17 protein-coding genes are annotated in these 19,993 nt (G+C 68.5%); 10 read left to right on the forward strand and 7 right to left on the reverse strand.

From position 1 onward, the window contains the following. Positions 1–94: 94 nt before the first annotated feature. The 4 genes from lysS to AC0KUR_RS31390 form a co-directional block, all read right to left on the reverse strand. Positions 95–1,621 (reverse strand): lysine--tRNA ligase, encoded by a 1,527-nt coding sequence (gene lysS, locus AC0KUR_RS31375; RefSeq protein ID WP_034188937.1) that lies wholly within the window; start codon positions 1,619–1,621, stop codon positions 95–97. Between the two features lie 73 nt (positions 1,622–1,694). Then, a protein-coding gene (gene prfB / locus AC0KUR_RS31380; protein WP_124609692.1) for a peptide chain release factor 2 occupies positions 1,695–2,799 on the reverse strand; the annotation gives its coding sequence in 2 pieces (ribosomal slippage) (positions 1,695–2,717 and positions 2,719–2,799; 1,104 coding nt in all). Between the two features lie 167 nt (positions 2,800–2,966). Further along, positions 2,967–4,664, reverse strand: a complete 1,698-nt coding sequence (recJ, locus tag AC0KUR_RS31385; protein ID WP_473376849.1) for a single-stranded-DNA-specific exonuclease RecJ — start codon at positions 4,662–4,664, stop codon at positions 2,967–2,969. A 14-nt stretch (positions 4,665–4,678) separates the two neighbouring features. Continuing rightward, positions 4,679–5,743 (reverse strand): regulator, encoded by a 1,065-nt coding sequence (locus AC0KUR_RS31390; RefSeq protein ID WP_124609693.1) that lies wholly within the window; start codon positions 5,741–5,743, stop codon positions 4,679–4,681. Positions 5,744–5,905: 162 nt separating this feature from the next. On the opposite strand from AC0KUR_RS31390, the gene AC0KUR_RS31395 reads away from it, so the two are divergent. From AC0KUR_RS31395 to ftsB, 9 genes are all read left to right on the forward strand, one after another. Further along, complete coding sequence (locus AC0KUR_RS31395) at positions 5,906–7,159, forward strand: lipoprotein-releasing ABC transporter permease subunit (RefSeq protein ID WP_034188934.1); 1,254 nt, start codon at positions 5,906–5,908, stop codon at positions 7,157–7,159. Further along, positions 7,152–7,910, forward strand: a complete 759-nt coding sequence (gene lolD / locus AC0KUR_RS31400) for a lipoprotein-releasing ABC transporter ATP-binding protein LolD (RefSeq protein WP_080287859.1) — start codon at positions 7,152–7,154, stop codon at positions 7,908–7,910. The genes AC0KUR_RS31395 and lolD overlap by 8 nt, the downstream gene beginning before the upstream one ends. Positions 7,911–7,977: 67 nt before the next feature. Further along, positions 7,978–8,766 (forward strand): TatD family hydrolase, encoded by a 789-nt coding sequence (locus tag AC0KUR_RS31405; RefSeq protein WP_034188932.1) that lies wholly within the window; start codon positions 7,978–7,980, stop codon positions 8,764–8,766. Positions 8,767–8,823: 57 nt separating this feature from the next. Next, positions 8,824–11,295 carry a DNA internalization-related competence protein ComEC/Rec2 gene (locus AC0KUR_RS31410; RefSeq protein ID WP_473376850.1) on the forward strand — a complete coding sequence of 824 codons (2,472 nt, stop codon included), beginning with the start codon at positions 8,824–8,826 and terminating at the stop codon, positions 11,293–11,295. A gap of 126 nt (positions 11,296–11,421) precedes the next feature. Further along, positions 11,422–12,267, forward strand: a complete 846-nt coding sequence (locus tag AC0KUR_RS31415) for an alpha/beta fold hydrolase (protein ID WP_473376851.1) — start codon at positions 11,422–11,424, stop codon at positions 12,265–12,267. Between the two features lie 181 nt (positions 12,268–12,448). Next, complete coding sequence (locus tag AC0KUR_RS31420; RefSeq protein WP_034188929.1) at positions 12,449–14,101, forward strand: CTP synthase; 1,653 nt, start codon at positions 12,449–12,451, stop codon at positions 14,099–14,101. A 3-nt stretch (positions 14,102–14,104) separates the two neighbouring features. Further along, positions 14,105–14,959, forward strand: coding sequence for a 3-deoxy-8-phosphooctulonate synthase (gene kdsA / locus AC0KUR_RS31425; protein WP_034188928.1), 855 nt, complete (start codon positions 14,105–14,107; stop codon positions 14,957–14,959). A 106-nt stretch (positions 14,960–15,065) separates the two neighbouring features. Beyond that, positions 15,066–16,349, forward strand: a complete 1,284-nt coding sequence (gene eno / locus AC0KUR_RS31430) for a phosphopyruvate hydratase (RefSeq protein WP_006478406.1) — start codon at positions 15,066–15,068, stop codon at positions 16,347–16,349. 81 nt (positions 16,350–16,430) lie between these two features. Continuing rightward, the gene (ftsB, locus tag AC0KUR_RS31435; protein WP_034188927.1) at positions 16,431–16,856 is read left to right on the forward strand and encodes a cell division protein FtsB; all 426 of its coding nucleotides are present in this window, start codon (positions 16,431–16,433) and stop codon (positions 16,854–16,856) included. A 91-nt stretch (positions 16,857–16,947) separates the two neighbouring features. Here ftsB and AC0KUR_RS31440 read toward each other — a convergent pair whose 3' ends face one another. From AC0KUR_RS31440 to AC0KUR_RS31450, 3 genes are all read right to left on the reverse strand, one after another. Further along, positions 16,948–17,304: a hypothetical protein gene (locus AC0KUR_RS31440; RefSeq protein ID WP_473376852.1), complete on the reverse strand. Its 357-nt coding sequence runs from the start codon at positions 17,302–17,304 to the stop codon at positions 16,948–16,950. Between the two features lie 134 nt (positions 17,305–17,438). Then, the gene (gene hslO, locus AC0KUR_RS31445) at positions 17,439–18,389 is read right to left on the reverse strand and encodes an Hsp33 family molecular chaperone HslO (protein ID WP_034188925.1); all 951 of its coding nucleotides are present in this window, start codon (positions 18,387–18,389) and stop codon (positions 17,439–17,441) included. A 25-nt stretch (positions 18,390–18,414) separates the two neighbouring features. Further along, a complete protein-coding gene (locus AC0KUR_RS31450; protein WP_034188924.1) occupies positions 18,415–18,939 on the reverse strand; it encodes a gamma carbonic anhydrase family protein in 525 nt (174 codons plus the stop codon). A 143-nt stretch (positions 18,940–19,082) separates the two neighbouring features. Between AC0KUR_RS31450 and AC0KUR_RS31455 the strand changes: the two genes are divergently transcribed. Then, entirely contained in the window at positions 19,083–19,940 is an 858-nt protein-coding gene (locus tag AC0KUR_RS31455) for a ferritin-like domain-containing protein (RefSeq protein ID WP_034188923.1), read from the forward strand. Positions 19,941–19,993 lie beyond the last annotated feature (53 nt).

The raw sequence follows: 19,993 nt of genomic DNA on the forward strand, positions 1-19,993 counted from the left end.
AAAGCCGGCGAACGCCGGCTGGCGGGATTTACGCGTCGTTACAAAGCTGACGCGTGCGCGCCGCAGGGGCGCGGCGCACACGCGGTCGCGGCCGTCAGTCTTCGCGGCGCAGATGCGGGAACAGCAACACGTCGCGGATCGTCGGGCTGTCGGTCAGCAGCATCACGAGACGGTCGATGCCGATCCCGCAGCCGCCCGTCGGAGGCATCCCGTATTCGAGCGCGCGGATGTAGTCGGCGTCGAAGAACATCGCTTCCTCGTCGCCCGCATCCTTCTGTTCGACCTGCTTCTTGAAGCGCGCGGCCTGGTCTTCCGGATCGTTCAGCTCGGAGAAGCCGTTCGCGATCTCGCGGCCGGTCATGAACAGCTCGAAACGCTCGGTGATGCCCGGCACGGTATCCGATGCGCGTGCGAGCGGCGACACCTCGACCGGGTAGTCGATGATGAACGTCGGTTCCCACAGCTGTGCTTCGGCCGTTTCCTCGAACAGCGCGAGCTGCAGCGCGCCGATGCCTGCGTTCAGGAACGCCGGCTGCGACACGTCGACGCCGAAGCGCTTCAGTTCGGTGCGCAGGAACGCGTCGTCCGACAGCTGGCCGTCGGTATAGTCCGGTGCGTACTTCTGGATCGCCTGCGTGATCGTCAGGCGATGGAACGGCTTCGCGAGGTCGAGCTCGCGGCCTTGATACTGGATCGTCGCGGTGCCGAGCGCATCGATCGCCGCCTGGCGGATCAGTTGCTCGGTGAAGTCCATCAGCCAGCGGTAGTCGGTGTACGCGGCGTAGAACTCCATCATCGTGAATTCCGGGTTGTGGCGCGGCGACACGCCCTCATTCCGGAAGTTGCGGTTGATTTCGAACACGCGTTCGAAGCCGCCGACGATCAGGCGCTTCAGGTACAGCTCCGGCGCGATGCGCAGGAACATCTGCATGTCGAGCGCATTGTGATGCGTGACGAACGGCTTCGCCGCGGCGCCGCCCGGGATCGGGTGCAGCATCGGCGTTTCGACTTCCATGAACGCGGCGTTGTCCATGAACTTGCGGATCGACGCGATCGTTTTCGTGCGGGCGCGGAACGTATCGCGCGTTTCCGGCGTGACGATCAGGTCGACGTAGCGCTGGCGGTAGCGCATTTCCTGGTCGGACAGGCCGTGGAACTTGTCCGGCAGCGGACGCAGCGCCTTCGACAGCAGGCGCAGCTCCTTGCACTGGACCGACAGCTCGCCCTTGTTGGTGCGGAACAGCACGCCGCGCGCGGCGACGATGTCGCCGAGGTCCCACTTCTTGAACGCGTCGTAGGTGTCGGCGCCGACGTCGTTCGGCGTCACGAAGAACTGGATCTGGCCCGAACCGTCCTGCACCGTCGCGAAGCTCGCCTTGCCCATCACGCGCTTGAGCATCATGCGGCCGGCCACCGACACCTCGACCGGGTTCGCTTCGAGCGCGGCCTTGTCCGAGTCGGCGAATTTCGCCTGCAGGTCGGCTGCGTGGTGCTCGGGCCGGAAGTCGTTCGGATAGGCGACGCCTTGCTCGCGCAGGGCGCGCAGCTTCTCGCGGCGCTCGGCGATGATCTGGTTTTCGTCCGCCGTGACGGCGGGCTGCGTTTGGGTCGGTTCGGTCATGATGGTCGGAATTCGGAATGGGTGCGGCAACGCAAACGGGAAGGGCGGCGCGGGCCAGGCCGCGCCGCGGCGCTTACACGCCCTGTTTGAGGCTCGCGCTGATGAAGTCGTCGAGATCGCCGTCGAGCACCGCACGCGTGTTGCTCATTTCGACGTTCGTACGCAGGTCCTTCACGCGGCTCTGGTCGAGCACGTACGAGCGGATCTGGTGGCCCCAGCCCACATCGGTCTTGCTCGATTCGAGCTTGTCCTGTTCGGCCTGGCGCTTGCGCATCTCGACTTCGTACAGGCGCGACTTCAGCATCGCCATCGCTTCGGCACGGTTGCGGTGCTGCGAGCGGTCGTTCTGGCACTGCACGACGATACCGGTCGGCATGTGCGTGATCCGCACCGCGGAGTCGGTCTTGTTGATGTGCTGGCCGCCCGCGCCCGATGCGCGGTACGTGTCGATGCGCAGGTCGGCCGGGTTGATTTCGACTTCGATCGAGTCGTCGATTTCCGGATAGACGAACACCGACGAGAACGACGTGTGGCGGCCGCCCGACGAGTCGAACGGCGACTTGCGCACGAGGCGGTGGATGCCCGTCTCGGTGCGCAGGAAGCCGTACGCGTATTCGCCCGTGACCTTGACCGTCGCGTTCTTGATGCCGGCGACGTCGCCGTCGGACTCTTCGAGCACTTCGGCCTTGAAGCCCTTGCGTTCGCAGTAGCGCAGGTACTGGCGCAGCAGCATCGACGCCCAGTCGCACGCCTCGGTGCCGCCGGCGCCTGCCTGGATGTCGATGAAGCAGTTGTTCGGGTCGGCCGGGTTCGAGAACATCCGGCGGAATTCGATGTCGCCGACGCGCGCTTCGAGCTTCGCGGCGTCTTCTTCCGACGCGACGAGCGTGTCTTCGTCGCCTTCCTCGCGCGCCAGCTCGAACAGGTCGAGCGCGTCGCGCAGGTCGCTATCGAGCGCGGTGAGCGTCGTGACGACGCCTTCGAGCAGCTTTTTCTCGCGACCGAGCGCCTGCGCGTTCTTCGAATCGTTCCAGACGTTCGGGTCTTCGAGTTCCTTGTTGACTTCGGTCAGACGCGCAGCCTTGGCGTCGTAGTCAAAGATACCCCCGGAGCTCGCCCGCGCGGTTGCGCAGGTCGAGCAGGGAGCTTTCGATCGCGTTGAGTCGTTCCGCTTCCATGATCGTTCGCTGTTCTTGCTTCGTAAAAAAGCGGAATTATAGCCGATCGGCCGGGTTGCCCGGTGACGCAAACGGTGGGTGCATGCGTGCCGCGGCCCCGTCCGGCGCGGTGCGCGTGCGGGGGCGTACTCGGGGGCGCACTCGGGGCGGGCCCAGTGGCCCGCCGCTCAGCCGGCCGCGTGCTCGACGATCAGCTGGACGCGCGTGACGCCGTTCCACGTGTCGGCAACGAGCCGGTACGCGACCAGCGCGCTCGCGGGCAGCGGCTCGGTGTGGTTGAACCAGATCGCGTTGAAGCGCTGGCGGCCGCGCGCGAGCTGCAGCTTCAGGTGCTTTTCCTTCACGAGCGACTGCGATACGACGTCGAATTCACCCGAGAAAAGCGGGGCCGGAAAGCCTTGCCCCCACACGGCCTCGTCGAGCAGGCCGACGAACTGCGGCGTGAAGTAGGCGTCCTCGAGCTCGCCGTCGGTCTCGATCACGCGGGCGAGCGCGTCGTCGGACAGCCATTCGCGCGCGACGGCCTCGAACGCGGCCGCGAAGCGCGGCACGTTCTCGGTGTCGAGCGTGAGGCCGGCCGCCATCGCGTGGCCGCCGAATGCGACGATCAGGTCGGGCTCGCGCTTCGACACGAGGTCGAGCGCGTCGCGCAGGTGGAAGCCGGCGATCGACCGGCCCGAACCCTTGACCCGCTTGCCTTCTTCGTCGGCGTGCGCGAACGTGAACGACGGCCGGTGGAATTTTTCCTTGAGCCGGCCGGCGACGATGCCGATCACGCCCTGGTGCCACGCGGGGTTGAACAGCGTGATCGTGCACGCGTCGGCCGGGTCGACGTCGGCGAGATCGGCGAGCGCCTGCTGCTGCATGCCGGCCTCGATCTCGCGGCGCTCGCGGTTCATCACGTCGAGCTGCTGCGCGAGATCCCAGGCGCGGCCGATGTCGTCGGTGATCAGGCACTCGATGCCGAGCGACATGTCGGACAGCCGCCCGGCGGCGTTCAGGCGCGGGCCGAGGCCGAAGCCGAGGTCGAAGCCCGATGCGGTGCGCGCTTCGCGCGCGGCGGCGCGGAACAGCGCGGCGACGCCCGGCTGCATGCGGCCGTTGCGGATGCGTTGCAGCCCCTGCGCGACGAGCACGCGGTTGTTGCCGTCGAGCCGCACGACGTCGGCGACGGTGCCGAGCGCGACGAGGTCGAGCAGCCCGTCGAGGCGCGGTTCGGCTTCCTTGCTCGCGAACGCGCCGCGGCGGCGCAGCTCGGCGCGCAGCGCGAGCAGCACGTAGAACATCACGCCGACGCCGGCGAGGTGCTTGCTCGGGAACGCGCAGCCGGGCTGGTTCGGGTTGACGATCGCGCGGGCGGCGGGCAACGCGTCGCCGGGCAGGTGGTGGTCGGTCACGAGCACGTCGATGCCGCGCGCGGCCGCGGCCTCGACGCCCGCGACGCTCGCGATCCCGTTGTCGACGGTGATCAGCAGGTCGGGCTTGCGCGCGGCCGCGAGTTCGACGATCTCGGGCGTGAGGCCGTAGCCGTATTCGAAGCGGTTCGGCACCAGGTAGTCGATCTGCGCGCCGAACATCCGCAGGCCGCGCACCGCGACCGCGCAGGCGGTCGCGCCGTCGCAGTCGTAGTCGGCGACGACGAGCAGGCGCCGCTTGTCGGCGATCGCGTCGGCGAGCAGCGACGCCGCATCGGCGCAGCCCTTCAGTTCGGTGGGCGGGACGAGGCGCGCCAGCGCGGTCTCGATGTCGGCGGGCGACTGCACGCCGCGCGACGCATACAGGCGCGCGAGCACGGGGTGCAGGCCGTGGCGCGCGAGCACTTCTGCGTCGGCGGGCGCGACGGGGCGGGTAACGATCCGGGTCATACGCGGTGGGTGGGTTATTCGAACAGGGAGGCGAGGGCGCGGCGGCGCCAGAACTTGCGCAGGTCGCCGCGCGTCGCATGCAGCGTCACGGAACTCGTGTCGCCGCACAACGTGACATCGACGCTCGACAAGGCGCCGGTCTGCAGCGCGGCGAGGGCCGGCGCGAACCAGTCGCGCTCGAGCGCGGCGAGCCCGTCGTGCCAGCGCGCCCAGTCCTGTTCGATGAACGGGGTGGTCAGCGCCGGCAGCTCGACGAGCGTCGCGCCGTCGGCGGCGGGCAGCGCGCCGAACGTCGCGGGGGCGCTGCCGCCTTCGATTTGCGCGGCGCGCGCGAGGCCGAGCGCGGCGGGCGACGCCGACAGCACGCGCGCGAACGGCTTGCCGACCGGTTTCAGCGTGCCCTGCGCATGGAACCAGATCGAATTGACGGCCGGCAGCCCGCGCGCCTCACGGGCTTCGTTGACCGGGTGCTGGAACCACGCCATCTGCACTTCGTTCTGCAGCTTCATCCACATCCGCGAGCGTTCGCCGGTGTGGGCCTCGTGCGGCAGCCAGATCTCGATGTTGCGGCCGCTCGCGCGCAGCGGCGCTGCGCCGGCCAGCCGGGCGAGCTGGTCGCTCGACAGGTACCAGCGCGCCGGGTTCGGCGCGTCGAGCCGCACGCCGAGCTCCTCGATCAGCGGCCGCGCGACCGCGAGCAGCGCGGCCGCGTCGCCTTCGTCGAGCGCGAGGGCGGCCGGATCGACGAGCACCAGGTGATCGTGCGCGATTTCGACGTGAACGGGCTCGACGCACGCCCACGCGTGCGCGCCGGGGTCGCCGCCGTCGGCCAGCAACATGTAGGGCGCGAGCGGCGCCTCGTCCGCGGCGTTGCCCTGGGTCGCGCCGAACCGGCGGGCCAGCCAGCGCTCGTGCGGCAGCGTGCGCTGGAAGTCCTCGCCGGCCACGCGCTCGACGAGGCTGGCGCGGGCGAGCAACTTTTCGAGCGCGGGGCTGTCCAGCGTGTGCAGGGACGAGGCCGCATCGGCTGCCGACGGCAGTGCGAACGGAACGAGAAAATGGAGGCGTCGGTCGTGCATGATGGTGCGCATTGTATGGCAAACTGCGCGCGTGATCGGGCCGGCCGACGGCCCGTTTGCGTCCGGCGGCCGTTTTTCGACCGTGCCCGGACCGATGGCCGCCACCGGGCGGCGGTCCGGCCGCGGGGTGCCTCCCCGCCGTAACCAGCAGAAAGGATTCGCTTGAAACTTCCGTACGAATGGCAGATCGGCTGGCGCTACACGCGCGCCGGCAAACGCACGACCGGCAACGGCTTCATTTCCTTCATCGCGCTCGTGTCGATGCTCGGGATCGCGCTCGGCGTCGCGGCGCTGATCGTCGTGCTGTCGGTGATGAACGGCTTCCAGAAGGAAGTGCGCGACCGCATGCTGTCGGTGCTCGCGCACGTCGAGGTGTTCTCGCCGACGGGCTCGATGCCCGACTGGCAACTGACCGCGCAGGAAGCGCGCCGCAATCCGTCGGTGATCGGCGCGGCGCCGTACGTCGACGCGCAGGCGCTGCTCACGCGCCAGGACGCGGTGAGCGGCGTGATGCTGCGCGGCGTCGAGCCGACGCTCGAGCCGCAGGTGTCCGACATCGGCAAGGACATGAAGGCCGGGCAGCTCGCCGCGCTCGTGCCGGGGCAGTTCGGGATCGTGCTCGGCGATGCGCTCGCCGGCAACCTCGGCGTGACGGTCGGCGACAAGGTCACGCTGGTCGCGCCCGAAGGCTCGATCACGCCGGCCGGCATGATGCCGCGGCTGAAGCAGTTCACGGTCGTCGGCGTGTTCGAATCGGGCCACTACGAATACGACAGCACGCTCGCGATGATCAACATCCGCGACGCCGAGGCGCTGTTCCGGATGACCGCGCCGACCGGCGTGCGGCTGCGGCTGACGGACATGCAGAAGGCGCCGCAGGTCGCGGTCGAGCTGTCGCACACGCTGTCGGGCAGCCTGTACATCCGCGACTGGACGCAGCAGAACAAGACCTGGTTCTCGGCCGTGCAGATCGAGAAGCGGATGATGTTCATCATCCTCACGCTGATCATCGCGGTGGCCGCGTTCAACCTCGTGTCGTCGCTCGTGATGACGGTGACCAACAAGCAGGCCGACATCGCGATCCTGCGCACGCTCGGCGCGCAGCCGGGGTCGATCATGAAGATCTTCGTCGTGCAGGGCGTGACGATCGGCTTCGTCGGCACCGCATCCGGCGTCGCGCTCGGCTGCCTGATCGCGTGGAGCATCCCGTGGCTGATCCCGATGATCGAGCACCTGTTCGGCGTGCAGTTCCTGCCGCCGTCGGTGTACTTCATCAGCGAGCTGCCGTCCGAACTCGTCGCGAGCGACGTGATCCGGATCGGGCTGATCGCGTTCGCGCTGTCGGCCGTCGCGACGCTGTATCCGAGCTGGCGCGGCGCGAAGGTGAAGCCGGCGGAGGCGCTCCGCTATGAATGACCGCGCGACCGCATTCGCGGATTCACGACAACACAACAGACAGGATTCGGCTGGTATGCAGGAATACGTGCTTCAGGCGCGCGGGATCACGAAGGCGTTCGTGCAGGGCGGCTTCAACGTGCAGGTGCTCAGCAACACCGAGCTGACGGTGCGGCGCGGCGAGAAACTCGCGGTCGTCGGCGCATCGGGCTCCGGCAAGAGCACGCTGCTGCATGTGCTCGGCGGGCTCGACGAGCCGAGCGCGGGCGAGGTTTCGCTGCTCGGCAAGCCGTTTACGCAACTCGCCGAGCGCGAGCGCAACGAATTGCGCAACCGCGCGCTCGGTTTCGTCTACCAGTTCCATCACCTGTTGCCCGAATTCACCGCGCTCGACAACGTCGCGATGCCGCTGCGCATCCGCCGGATGACGACCGAGGATGCGCGCGAGCAGGCCCAGGCGATGCTCGAGCGCGTCGGTCTCGGCCCGCGCGCGAAGCACCGGCCGGGCGAGCTGTCGGGCGGCGAGCGCCAGCGCGTCGCGATCGCGCGCGCGCTGGTCACGAAGCCGGCATGCGTGCTCGCCGACGAGCCGACCGGCAACCTCGACGGCACGACGGCCGACACGGTGTTCAACCTGATGCTCGAACTGTCCGAGACGCTCGAAACGAGTTTCGTGATCGTCACGCACGATCCCGATCTCGCCGCACGCTGCGACCGCATCATGCGGCTGCGCGACGGCGTGCTGCACGAGGAGCCGGCGCTGCCGGTGTGATACGCGATCGTCCTTGAGCCGATGCCGGGTGGGTCCCGGCGCGGCGCAAGGGCGCAGGACTGCCGCCATGTGGATCGACACGCACTGCCATCTCGACGCCGCCGAGTTCGACGCCGACCGCGACGCGGTCGCGCATGCGGCGCGCGCGGCCGGCGTGTCGCGCATCGTGATCCCGAGCATCGGGCGCGACAACTTCACGACGGTGCGCGAACTCGCGCAACGCACGCCGGGCGCCGTCTATGCGCTCGGCATCCATCCGATGTATACGCCGCAGGCGCGCGACGAGGATCTCGACCGCCTGCGCATGGAGATCGAAGCGAGTCTCGACGATCCGCGCTTCGTCGCGATCGGCGAGATCGGCCTCGACTACTTCGTGCCGGGGCTCGACGAAGACCGGCAGCAGTTCTTCTATCAGGGACAGCTCAAGCTGGCACGCGAATTCGACCTGCCCGTGCTGTGCCACGTGCGCAAGTCGCAGGATCGCGTGCTCGCGGGGTTGCGCCGTTTCGGCGTGCGGCGCGGCATCGCGCATGCGTTCAACGGCAGTTTCCAGCAGGCCGACGCGTATCTCGCGCAAGGGCTGCATCTCGGCTTCGGCGGCAACGTGACGTTCTCGCGCGCGCTGCAGATCCGCCGGCTCGCCACGGAACTGCCGCTCGACGCGCTCGTCGTCGAGACCGACGCGCCCGACATCGCGCCCGAATGGGCGTACAAATCCCGCAATACGCCCGACCAGGTGCCGCGCATCGGTGACGTGCTCGCCGAACTGCGCGGGATCGATACCCGTTCACTCGGTCTATCCACAACGGCCAACGCGCTCGCCGCGCTGCCGCGACTCGCGCTTTCGTCCGCATAATCGTTGCCGGAAGGCGCCGCATTCGTCAGCGCGGCGCCAGGTCGACGAGGAGGCGCGATGCGCGTGGGGTGGATCGCGTTCGCGCTCGGCGTCGTCGTGCTGCAGCGGCAGGCGGCGTTGCCGGGTGCGATCGCATGGATGGCCGGTGCGGTCGTGCTCGCCGGATGCGCGGCGCTGGGTGCGTGGTGCATGCGTCGCCGGCGCACGCGCGCGACGGCCGCGCTCGGATGGATGCTGTGCACGCTCGCGGCCTGCGTCGCGGGATTCGGCTACGCGGCCGTGCGCGCCGAATGGCGGTTGAGCGACAGCTTGCCGGCGGAATGGGAAGGGCGCGACATCGTCGTCACCGGTGTGATCAGGGGGCTGCCCGTCGTCGACGAGAGCGGTGCGCGGCTGCTGTTCGCGGTCGAGTCGAACGATGCCGGGCTGGCCCGTTTCCCGCCGCTGATCCGGCTGTCGTGGCGCGCGTATGGCGCGCCCGCGGCACGTGACGCGCTGCCCGACCTGCGGGCCGCCCAGCGCTGGCGTTTCGTCGTGCGCCTGAAGCGTCCGCATGCCGAGGCCAATCCCGGCGTGCGCGACAGCGAGGCGGCGTGGCTCGCCGCGGGGATTCGCGCGATCGGCTATGTCAGCGCGCCGCACCGGACGGCATTGCTCGATGCGCGCGCAACGGGATGGCGCGCGTCGATCGACCGGGTACGCGACTGGCTGCGGACACGCATCGGCGAGACGCTCGGTGTCGATGCGGCGCATCGCGGCATCGTTGCCGCACTGGCGATCGGCGACCAGTCGGCCATCGGCGACGACGACTGGCGTGTCCTGCGCAACACGGGCACGAGCCACCTGGTCGCGATTTCCGGATTGCATGTCGGGCTGGTCGGCGCGATCGCGGGTGGGCTCGTGTCGATGGTCTGGCGCCGCGTGCGCTGGCGCGCGCGGGCCGCGACGCTCGTATTGCCGGCGCCGTACGCGGCCGCGCTCGCCGCGCTGGTGGCCGCGGCCGGCTATGCGGCGCTGGCCGGCTTCAACGTGCCGGCGCAGCGTGCGTGGTGGATGATCGCGGGCGGAGGCGTCACGTATCTGGCCGGACGCAGCGTGCCGACATCCGCGGTGCTGGGCGCGGCACTTGGCGGCGTGCTGCTCGCCGATCCGTGGGCCGTGCTGTCGGCCGGGTTCTGGCTGTCGTTCGGCGCGGTCGCCGTGATCCTGCTGGCCGTCGCCGGCTGGCGCGCCGTGCGCGTGGCCGACGCGGAGGGCGACGAGGGCAGCGGCGGCGCGAGTCCGTCGAGCCGGTTGCGTGCCTGGGGCCGGCGCGTCGCCGAGGCCGCGCGCGTGCAATACGCGGTGACGATCGGTCTCGCGCCGCTCACCGCCGCGTGGTTCGCGCAGGTTTCGCTGTCGGGGCCGCTCGGCAATGCATTCGCGATTCCGTGGGTCAGCTCGGTCGTGACGCCGGTCGTGCTGGCCGGCATCGCGTTGCCCGCGCCGTTCGATGCTTACGCGTTCCGGCTCGCGCATGCGGCGCTCGAACCGATGATGACGCTGCTCGGGCGCCTCGCCGACTGGCCGGCCGGCGTGCTCTGGCTGCGCATGCCCGACTGGCCGGTGCTGGCGCTCGCCTGCGTGGGCGTCGCCTGGGCGCTGATGCCGCGCGGCTGGCCGTTGCGCTGGGCGGCGCCGCTCACGTGGCTGCCGCTCGTTGCGCCGGCGCCCGATGCGCCGCCGCCTGGCGGTTTCCGGATGACCGTGCTCGATGTCGGGCAGGGGGCGTCGGTGCTGGTCGAAACCGCGCGGCGGACCTTGCTGTTCGATGCCGGCCCGGGGCCGGAGTCGACGCACGCCGGCACGCGGATCGTCGCGCCGGCGTTGCGGGCGCGCGGCATCGCGGCAATCGATTCGCTCGTGCTCAGTCATGCGGATGCCGACCATGCGGGCGGTGCGCCGGCCGTCTATGCGGCGGCCGACGTGCGCCAGTTGCTGGCCGGCATTCCGCCGACGAACCGGCTGTGGCGCGACGCCGAGGCCGCCGGCGTCGCCGACCGGCTGCCGTGCGCGGCCGGGCAGCGCTGGACCTGGGACGGCGTCGTCTTCACGATCCTGTGGCCGCGCGGCGGCCCGGGCGCGGGCTCGTCGAACGGGCAGTCGTGCGTGCTGCGCGTCGACGCGGGCGGCACGTCCGCGCTGTTGACGGGCGACATCGACGCCCGCGGCGAACGCGAGCTCGTGAACGCGACGCCGGACGCGCTGGCCGCGCAGATCCTGGTCGTGCCGCATCACGGCAGCCGCACGTCGTCGGTCGAGCCTTTCCTCGATTCGGTCGGGCCGCGCGTCGCGGTATTTCCTGTAGGCTATCGCAATCGTTTCGGGCATCCGCACCGGACCGTCCTCGCGCGCTACGAGGCGCGCGGGATACCGCTGCCGCGCACCGATCGCGACGGTGCCGTGCGGTTCGACGTCGCGCCGGCCGGCGGCGGGTTCGCATTCGCGCGTTATCGCGACGAGCGGCGCCGGTACTGGATGGAGCGGTGACGGCGGGCGGGACGGAAAGCGCGGCTCCGCGCACCGTGCCGGCGCGCGAGCCCGACAGAACGCAAAGCATGGAGCCGGAGCACGTGCCGAAGCACTCACTCCGGTCGACACAGGAGACATCGGCGTTTGAAGGACATCCTCCACTTCTCGCATGCGAACGGCTTCCCGGCGTCCACGTACCGGACGATCTTCGCCGAACTGGCCGACGACTACGAGCTGCGCTACATCGAGCGGATCGGCCATGACCGCCGCTATCCGGTGACGCGCGACTGGCCGCATCTCGTCGAGCAGCTGCTCGACGACATCGGCAGCCGCTACGAGCGCCCGGTATGGCTCGTCGGCCATTCGCTCGGCGGCTACCTGTCGCTGATGGCCGCGCTGAAGAAGCCGCAATGGGTGCGCGGCGTCGTGATGATCGACTCGCCGATCATCGCCGGATGGCGTGCCGGCGCGTTGCGGGCGAGCCAGTGGGCGGGGCTCGACGAGCGGTTGTCGCCGGCCGCCGCGACGCGCAACCGGCGCACGCGCTGGGTGAGCCGCGACGAAGTCTGGCGGCACTTCCTCGAGAAGCCGGCGTTCGCGCGCTGGGACGAACGGATGCTGGCCGACTACATCGATTACGGGATTCCGCAGGCTGGCGCCGACGGCGAGCGGGCGCTCGCGTTCGACCGGCAGGTCGAATACCTGATCTACCGGACGCTGCCGCACACGCTCGGCCCGCGGCTCGCGCACGGCGCGCCGGTGCCGCTCGGCTTCCTCGCCGGCACGCGTTCGCGCGAGGTGCGGCAGGTCGGGCTCGATGCGACGCGGCGGGCGGCGCGCGGCCGCGTCGAGTGGCTGGAAGGCAGCCACCTGTTCCCGATGGAGCGGCCGCTCGAGACCGCCCGCGCATTGCAGCGGATGCTGAATTCGCTGCGGGCGGAAGAGGCCGGGGCGGCGCACGGCGGCGCACCGCTCGCGAGGCGCGCCTGACGCGTCGTCCGGCGAGGCCCGTCATGGGCCGCGGCGAGCCGGCCGCGTTGCCCGGCCGGCCGGTTTTCCGCGGCGCGTACGGCTGACGCGGGCCGGCGCGAAAGGGCGCGATCACCACGGCAATTGCTGAGAAAAGGGCGGGCTTTACGGTATAATCCGTTTTTCCCGCGAGCATCCAGCGATGACCAAATATGTTTTCGTCACCGGCGGCGTAGTTTCTTCCCTTGGCAAGGGTATTGCCGCCGCTTCCCTCGCCGCGATCCTTGAATCGCGCGGTCTGAAAGTCACCCTCCTCAAACTCGATCCGTACATCAACGTCGACCCCGGCACGATGAGCCCGTTCCAGCACGGGGAAGTGTTCGTGACGGAAGACGGGGCGGAGACCGACCTCGACCTCGGCCACTATGAGCGCTTCATCAGCACGAAGATGCGCAAGGCCAACAACTTCACGACCGGCCAGATCTACGAATCGGTGATCCGCAAGGAACGCCGCGGCGACTATCTCGGCAAGACCGTGCAGGTCATTCCGCACATCACGAACGAAATCCAGGCGTTCATCGAGCGCGGGGCCGCGTCGGCCACCTGCGGCGAGCCGGATGTCGCGATCGTCGAGATCGGCGGCACGGTCGGCGACATCGAGTCGCTGCCGTTCCTCGAGGCTGCGCGCCAGATGAGCCTGCGCCTCGGCCGCAACAGCGCGTGCTTCGTGCACCTGACGCTGGTGCCGTACGTCGCGACGGCGGGCGAGCTGAAGACGAAGCCGACCCAGCACAGCGTGCAGAAGCTGCGCGAGATCGGCATCCTGCCGCACGTGCTGCTGTGCCGTGCGGATCGCCGCATCCCCGACGACGAATCGAAGAAGATCTCGATGTTCTCGAACGTGCCGGAAGACGCCGTGATCTCGGTGTGGGACGCCGACAGCATCTACAAGATTCCGCAGATGCTGCACGACCAGGGCCTCGACCGCATCATCTGCGACGAGCTGAAGCTGTCGCCGAAGGACGCCGACCTGAGCATGTGGTCGGCGCTCGTCGAGAAGCTCGAGAACCCGAAGCACGAAGTGACGATCGGCATGGTCGGCAAGTACGTCGACCTGACCGAGTCGTACAAGTCGCTGATCGAGGCGCTGCGCCACGCATCGCTGCATACGTCGACCAAGGTCAACATCGAGTACATCGACTCGGAAGAGATCGAGACGAACGGTGTCGACAGCCTGAAGCATCTCGACGCCGTGCTGGTGCCGGGCGGTTTCGGCCGTCGCGGCACGGAAGGCAAGATCGCGGCGATCCGCTACGCGCGCGAGTCGAAGGTGCCGTACCTCGGCATCTGCCTCGGCATGCAGCTCGCGGTGATCGAATTCGCGCGCGACGTCGTCGGCCTGAAGCAGGCGAACAGCACGGAATTCGATCCGGACACGCCGGAGCGCGTGGTCGCGCTGATCACCGAATGGTACGACCGCGAAGGCAAGGTCGAGACGCGCACCGAGGAATCCGACCTCGGCGGCACGATGCGCCTGGGTTCGCAGCGTTGCCCGATCAAGCCGGGCACGATGGCGGAAGAAATCTATGGCAAGGACGTGAACGAACGCCATCGCCATCGTTATGAAGTCAATAACCGCTTCGTGCCCCAGCTCGAAGCCGGCGGCCTTATCATCAGCGCCCGTACCCCGAGCGAGGATCTGCCGGAAATGATGGAGCTGCCGCGCTCGATGCACCCGTGGTTCGTCGGCGTCCAGTTCCACCCGGAATTCACGTCCACGCCGCGTGACGGCCATCCCCTCTTCAAGTCGTTCGTCGAAGCCGCGCTCGCCAACAAGCAAGCGCGCGGAGTGTAAAGCATGAAGCTGTGCGATTTCGAGGTCGGTCTCGACAAGCCTTTCTTCCTGATCGCGGGTACCTGCGTCGTCGAATCGGAGCAAATGACGATCGACACGGCGGGCCGCCTGAAGGAGATCTGCGAGAAGCTGAACGTTCCGTTCATCTACAAGTCGTCCTACGACAAGGCGAACCGCAGCTCGGGCAAGTCGTTCCGCGGCCTCGGAATGGACGAAGGCCTGCGGATCCTCGCCGAGGTGAAGCGCCAGCTCGGCCTGCCGGTGCTGACCGACGTGCACGCGATCGACGAGATCGAGCAGGTCGCGTCGGTCGTCGACGTGCTGCAGACGCCGGCGTTCCTGTGCCGCCAGACCGACTTCATCCACGCATGCGCGCGCTCGGGCAAGCCCGTGAACATCAAGAAGGGCCAGTTCCTCGCGCCGCACGACATGAAGAACGTGATCGACAAGGCGCGCGACGCGGCACGCGAAGCGGGGCTGTCGGAAGACCGCTTCATGGCGTGCGAGCGCGGCGTCTCGTTCGGCTACAACAATCTCGTGTCGGACATGCGCTCGCTCGCGATCATGCGCGAGACGCACGCGCCGGTCGTGTTCGACGCGACCCACTCGGTGCAGTTGCCGGGCGGGCAGGGTACGAGCTCGGGCGGCCAGCGCGAATTCGTGCCGGTGCTCGCGCGTGCGGCGGTCGCGACGGGTGTCGCCGGCCTCTTCATGGAAACGCACCCGAATCCGGCGGAAGCGAAGTCGGACGGCCCGAACGCGGTGCCGCTGAACCGGATGGGCGCGTTGCTGGAGACGCTCGTCACGCTCGACCAGGCGGTGAAGCGCAATCCGTTCCTGGAAAACGATTTCAATTAAAGATCGAATGAACCTTGCGACGGCTTCGCGCGTCTGTAGCGAAAGCGGTTTCGGCGCGCGCGCCGTCGCAGTTTGAAGAATCCATCGTCATTCTCAGAGGAAACCCATGAGTGCCATCGTAGATATCATCGGCCGCGAGATTCTGGATTCGCGCGGCAACCCCACCGTCGAATGCGACGTGCTGCTCGAATCGGGCACGATGGGCCGCGCGGCGGTGCCGTCGGGCGCGTCCACCGGCTCGCGTGAAGCGATCGAGCTGCGCGACGGCGAAGCCGGCCGTTACAACGGCAAGGGCGTGCTGAAGGCCGTCGAGCACATCAACACCGAAATCTCCGAAGCCATCATGGGCCTCGACGCGTCGGAACAGGCGTTCCTCGACAAGACGCTGCTCGAGCTGGACGGCACCGACAACAAGTCGCGCCTCGGCGCGAACGCGATGCTGGCCGTGTCGATGGCCGTCGCGAAGGCGGCCGCCGAAGAGGCCGGCCTGCCGCTGTACCGCTACTTCGGCGGTTCGGGCGCCATGCAGCTGCCGGTGCCGATGATGAACATCGTCAACGGCGGCGCGCACGCGAACAACAGCCTCGACATCCAGGAATTCATGATCGTCCCGGTCAGCCAGCCGACGTTCCGTGAAGCCCTGCGTTGCGGCGCGGAAGTGTTCCACGCGCTGAAGAAGATCCTGAGCGACCGCGGCATGAGCACGGCGGTCGGCGACGAAGGCGGCTTCGCGCCGAACTTCGGCAGCAACGACGAGTGCCTGTCGACGATCCTGCAGGCGATCGAGAAGGCCGGCTACCGTGCGGGCGAAGACGTGCTGCTCGCGCTCGACTGCGCGGCATCCGAGTTCTACCACGACGGCAAGTACCAGCTCGCGGGCGAAGGCCTGCAACTGTCGTCGGCCGAATTCACCGACTACCTCGCGACGCTCGCCGACAAGTTCCCGATCGTGTCGATCGAGGACGGCATGCACGAAAGCGACTGGGACGGCTGGAAGCTGCTGACCGACCGCCTCGGCAAGAAGGTGCAGCTGGTCGGCGACGACCTGTTCGTCACCAACACGCGCATCCTGAAGGAAGGCATCGAGAAGGGCATCGCGAACTCGATCCTCATCAAGATCAACCAGATTGGTACGCTGACCGAAACGTTCGCGGCGATCGAAATGGCGAAGCGCGCGGGCTACACGGCCGTGATCTCGCACCGCTCGGGCGAAACGGAAGATTCGACGATCGCGGACATCGCGGTCGGCCTGAACGCCGGTCAGATCAAGACGGGCTCGCTGTCGCGCAGCGACCGCATCTCGAAGTACAACCAGCTGCTGCGCATCGAGGAAGATCTCGGCGACATCGCGAGCTACCCGGGTAAATCGGCTTTCTATAACCTGCGCTAACGCGCTACTATCGGGTTCGTCATATCGACGCCGCTCTGTGCTCGTGCGCGGAGCGGCGCTTCTTATATCTGCGTCTCTTACATGCGGCTTGTCACTGTCGTCCTGATTGCCTTGCTGGCGCTCATTCAGTACCCCCTATGGTGGGGACACGGCGGCTGGCTGCGGGTGCATGAATTGCGTCAGCAGCTCGACGACCAGCTCCAGAAGAATGCGGACGAGAAGCTGCGCAACGAGCGCACGGCCGGCGAAGTGCAGGATCTGCAGAGCGGCACCGCGGCCATCGAGGAGCGTGCGCGCTACGAGATGGGCATGGTGAAGGACGGCGAGGTGTTCGTGCAGTTCGTGTCGCCCAATGCGCCTGCGGGGCCGCTGAACAACACGCCGTCGAACACGTCGACGCGCGGTACCGTCTCCGCGGCGCCGGTGCGTGTCGTGCCGAATCCGCAGTCGATCGCGAAGCCGTCGCGGCACCATGGCGGCGACAAGGGCAAGTCAGCGCATCACTGATCGCGATACGGTCGAATCCATTGAAAAAGCGCGGGAAATACCGCGCTTTTTTATTTCCTGCCAGGCATCAATCAATCGATCGATTGACGGCTTACCACCACCAGCCCGGGTAGCCGTAGCCGATACCCGTTCCCCAGCGATTTCCCCATCCGCCGTAATACCCGCCGTAGACCGTCACGGGTGGCGGCGAGTAGTACGCCCATGCGCGCGCGGCGGCCTCGGCTGCGATCGCGCTGTTCTGTTCGCGCAGGACCTGCTGGTCGATTTCGTCGTAGCGCTTGCGTTCGGCGCTCGACAGCGCGGGTGGGCGGCCGTTCGACGCGCCCGGCTCGGGCAGGCGGCTCAGGATCGTGGAAGTCGGCGGCGGCATCGCGCAGCCGGCGAGCGCGAGCGTGCCGACGGCGACGCTCGTCAGGATGAGGGGGCGAAACGGGCGGAGGCGATTCATGTGTTTCTCCTGCAGCGCGCCGACGGCGGGAAGCGGTGTGCGCCGAAGGCCGGGCCTCCGGCGCCAGAACCGTGCGTGCGGCGCTCGTGCGTCATTATGCGCCCGTGCCCGGGTGGCGGGCACGGGCACGCCGCTCAGTGACGCTGGTCGGTTGCCGGCGCGATGCCGGTCTCGACGCCGGGCGCCGCGAACAGCTGCGCGACGTCGACGGGATCGAATTCGTAGCGCTGGTTGCAGAACTCGCAGTGGATCTCGACGTGGCCGCGCTCGACGATCACGCTGTCGACTTCCTCGCGGCCGAGCATGCGCAGCATCGCGCCGACCTTCTCGCGCGAGCACGAGCACTGGAAGCGCGTGCCGGCCGGCTCGAAGTGCTGCACGTTTTCCTGCCAGAACAGCCGGCGGAACACGACTTCCGGTTCGACCTCGAGCAGCTCCTTCGCGGACAGCGTACCGCCGAGCGTACAGACGCGCTCCCACGTGTCGATATCGGTTTCGGCGTTGCGCGGCACGATGCCGCCGTCGCCCGGCAGTTTCTGCAGCAGCATGCCGACCGCGCGGTCGCGATCGGCCGCGAGCCACAGCCGGGTGTCGAGCTGCTCCGAGTGATGCATGTAGTGCTCGAGTACCTGCGACACCGATTCGAGCGGGCCGTCGACGCCGTTCAGCGGCACGATGCCCTGGTACGGCTGCTGGCCCGGCAGCTTGTCGGCCGGGTCGAGCGTGATCACGCAACGGCCGTGGCCGCTCGCGTTGACGAGCGACGCGAAGCTCGTGTCGTCGCCGATCGTCTGCGCCGCGTCGCCGGCGAATTTCGCGGTAGCCCGCATCGACAGATCCGAGCCGCACTGGACGACCAGCATCTGGACCGGCCCGTCGCCGAAGATCTGCATGATCAGGGTGCCGTGAAATTTCAGGTTCGCGGACAGCAGCGCGCACGCGGCCATCATCTCGCCGAGCACCGTGCGCACCGGGGCGGGGTAGTCGCGGCGGGCGAGCACTTCCTGCCACGTATTGCGCAGCGAAACGATCTCGCCGCGCACGGGCGCCGCATTGAACATGAATTTCTGTAACTGGTCGCTCACTCTTCTTCCTTGAAATCCGCGCGAATCACCCGATCCGCACGAGTTGCTCCTTGAAATGCGCGCGCCGCTCGACATACGTCTTCGCGTTCGCGCGCAGCCGCGCGATGTCTTCCGCCGACAGCTCGCGCACGACTTTCGCCGGCGCGCCGAGAATCAGCGAGTTGTCCGGGAACGTCTTGCCTTCCGTCACGACCGCGCCGGCACCCACCAGACAGTTGCGGCCGATGACCGCTCCATTCAAGACCACCGCCTGGATCCCGATCAGCGAACCTTCGCCGATCGTGCAGCCGTGCAGCATCGCCTGGTGCCCGATCGTCACGTTTTCGGCAATCGTCAGCGGAAAGCCCGGGTCCGTATGCAGGACCGCCCCTTCCTGGACGTTGCTGCCCGCGCCGACGGCGATGGTCTCGTTGTCGCCGCGAATCGTCGCGCCGAACCACACGCTCGAATTCTCCTCGAGCACGACCTTGCCGATGATGGCCGCCGTATCGGCGACGAACACGCTTTCGTGGATCGTCGGGGCCGTCTCGCCCAGCTTGTAGATCGTCACGGAGTCTCCTTGTCTCTTCGATGAGGGGCGCCGGTAAAATGGCGCGTCCGGTTTGCCCGGCGCGTGGCGCCGCGGAACAAACGCATATTGTAAACCGTCGCGTGCAGGTGCTCCCGCGACGCGTACGCAAGGTGTCCCCGTTTATGAGCATGGAGTCTTCTTCTTCCGGCATCGCGCCGGCCTGCGTGCGCCGCGTGGCGCTCGATGCGCTGTGCCTGTCCGAACCGGCGGCGAAGGCAGCCCGGGTCCGCGCGCTGCACGATGCGCTGCGGGCCGGGCAGGCCACGATCGCACCGTCGCTCGCGTTGCCTGAACCGGCCGACCTGCCCGGACGTCCGGCCCGCCCGCCGCTCGTCGAGCCGCGCCAGCTCCAACGGCGCAGCATGCGTTCGCCCGAAGGGCGCGCGGTGCTGCTGCACGCGCTCGCCCATATCGAATTCAACGCGATCAACCTGGCGCTCGACGCGGTCTGGCGCTTCGCGGGCCAGCCGGATGCGTTCTACGCGGACTGGCTGAAGGTGGCGGCCGAGGAGGCCTATCACTTCACGCTGCTGTCCGACCGGCTGGCGGCATTCGGGCATGCGTACGGCGATTTTCCGGCGCACAACGGACTGTGGGAGATGTGCGAGCGGACCAAGGGCGACGTGCTGGCGCGCATGGCGCTCGTGCCGCGCACGCTCGAGGCGCGCGGGCTCGATGCCTCGCCGCCGATCCGGGCGCGGCTCGTGCAGGCGGGCGACGACGCGTCGGCCGCGATCCTCGACGTGATCCTGCGCGACGAGATCGGCCATGTCGCGATCGGCAACCGCTGGTTCCGGCATCTGTGCGATGCAGCCGGCCGCGATCCGGTGCCGACCTACCGGCAGCTTGCCGGGCAATACCATGCGCCGCGGCTGCGCGGCCCGTTCAATGTCGACGCGCGGCGCGATGCCGGCTTCGAGCAGGCCGAACTCGACGAACTGGCCGCGCAGGACGCCGCGGACGCACACGCGGCACGTTAGCCGGCCCGCGCGCCCGGCCGGCGGTGCGAGCCGGCGGCCGCTCGAATGCCGCC

The organism is Burkholderia sp. YHN3-13 (genome assembly GCF_055810675.1).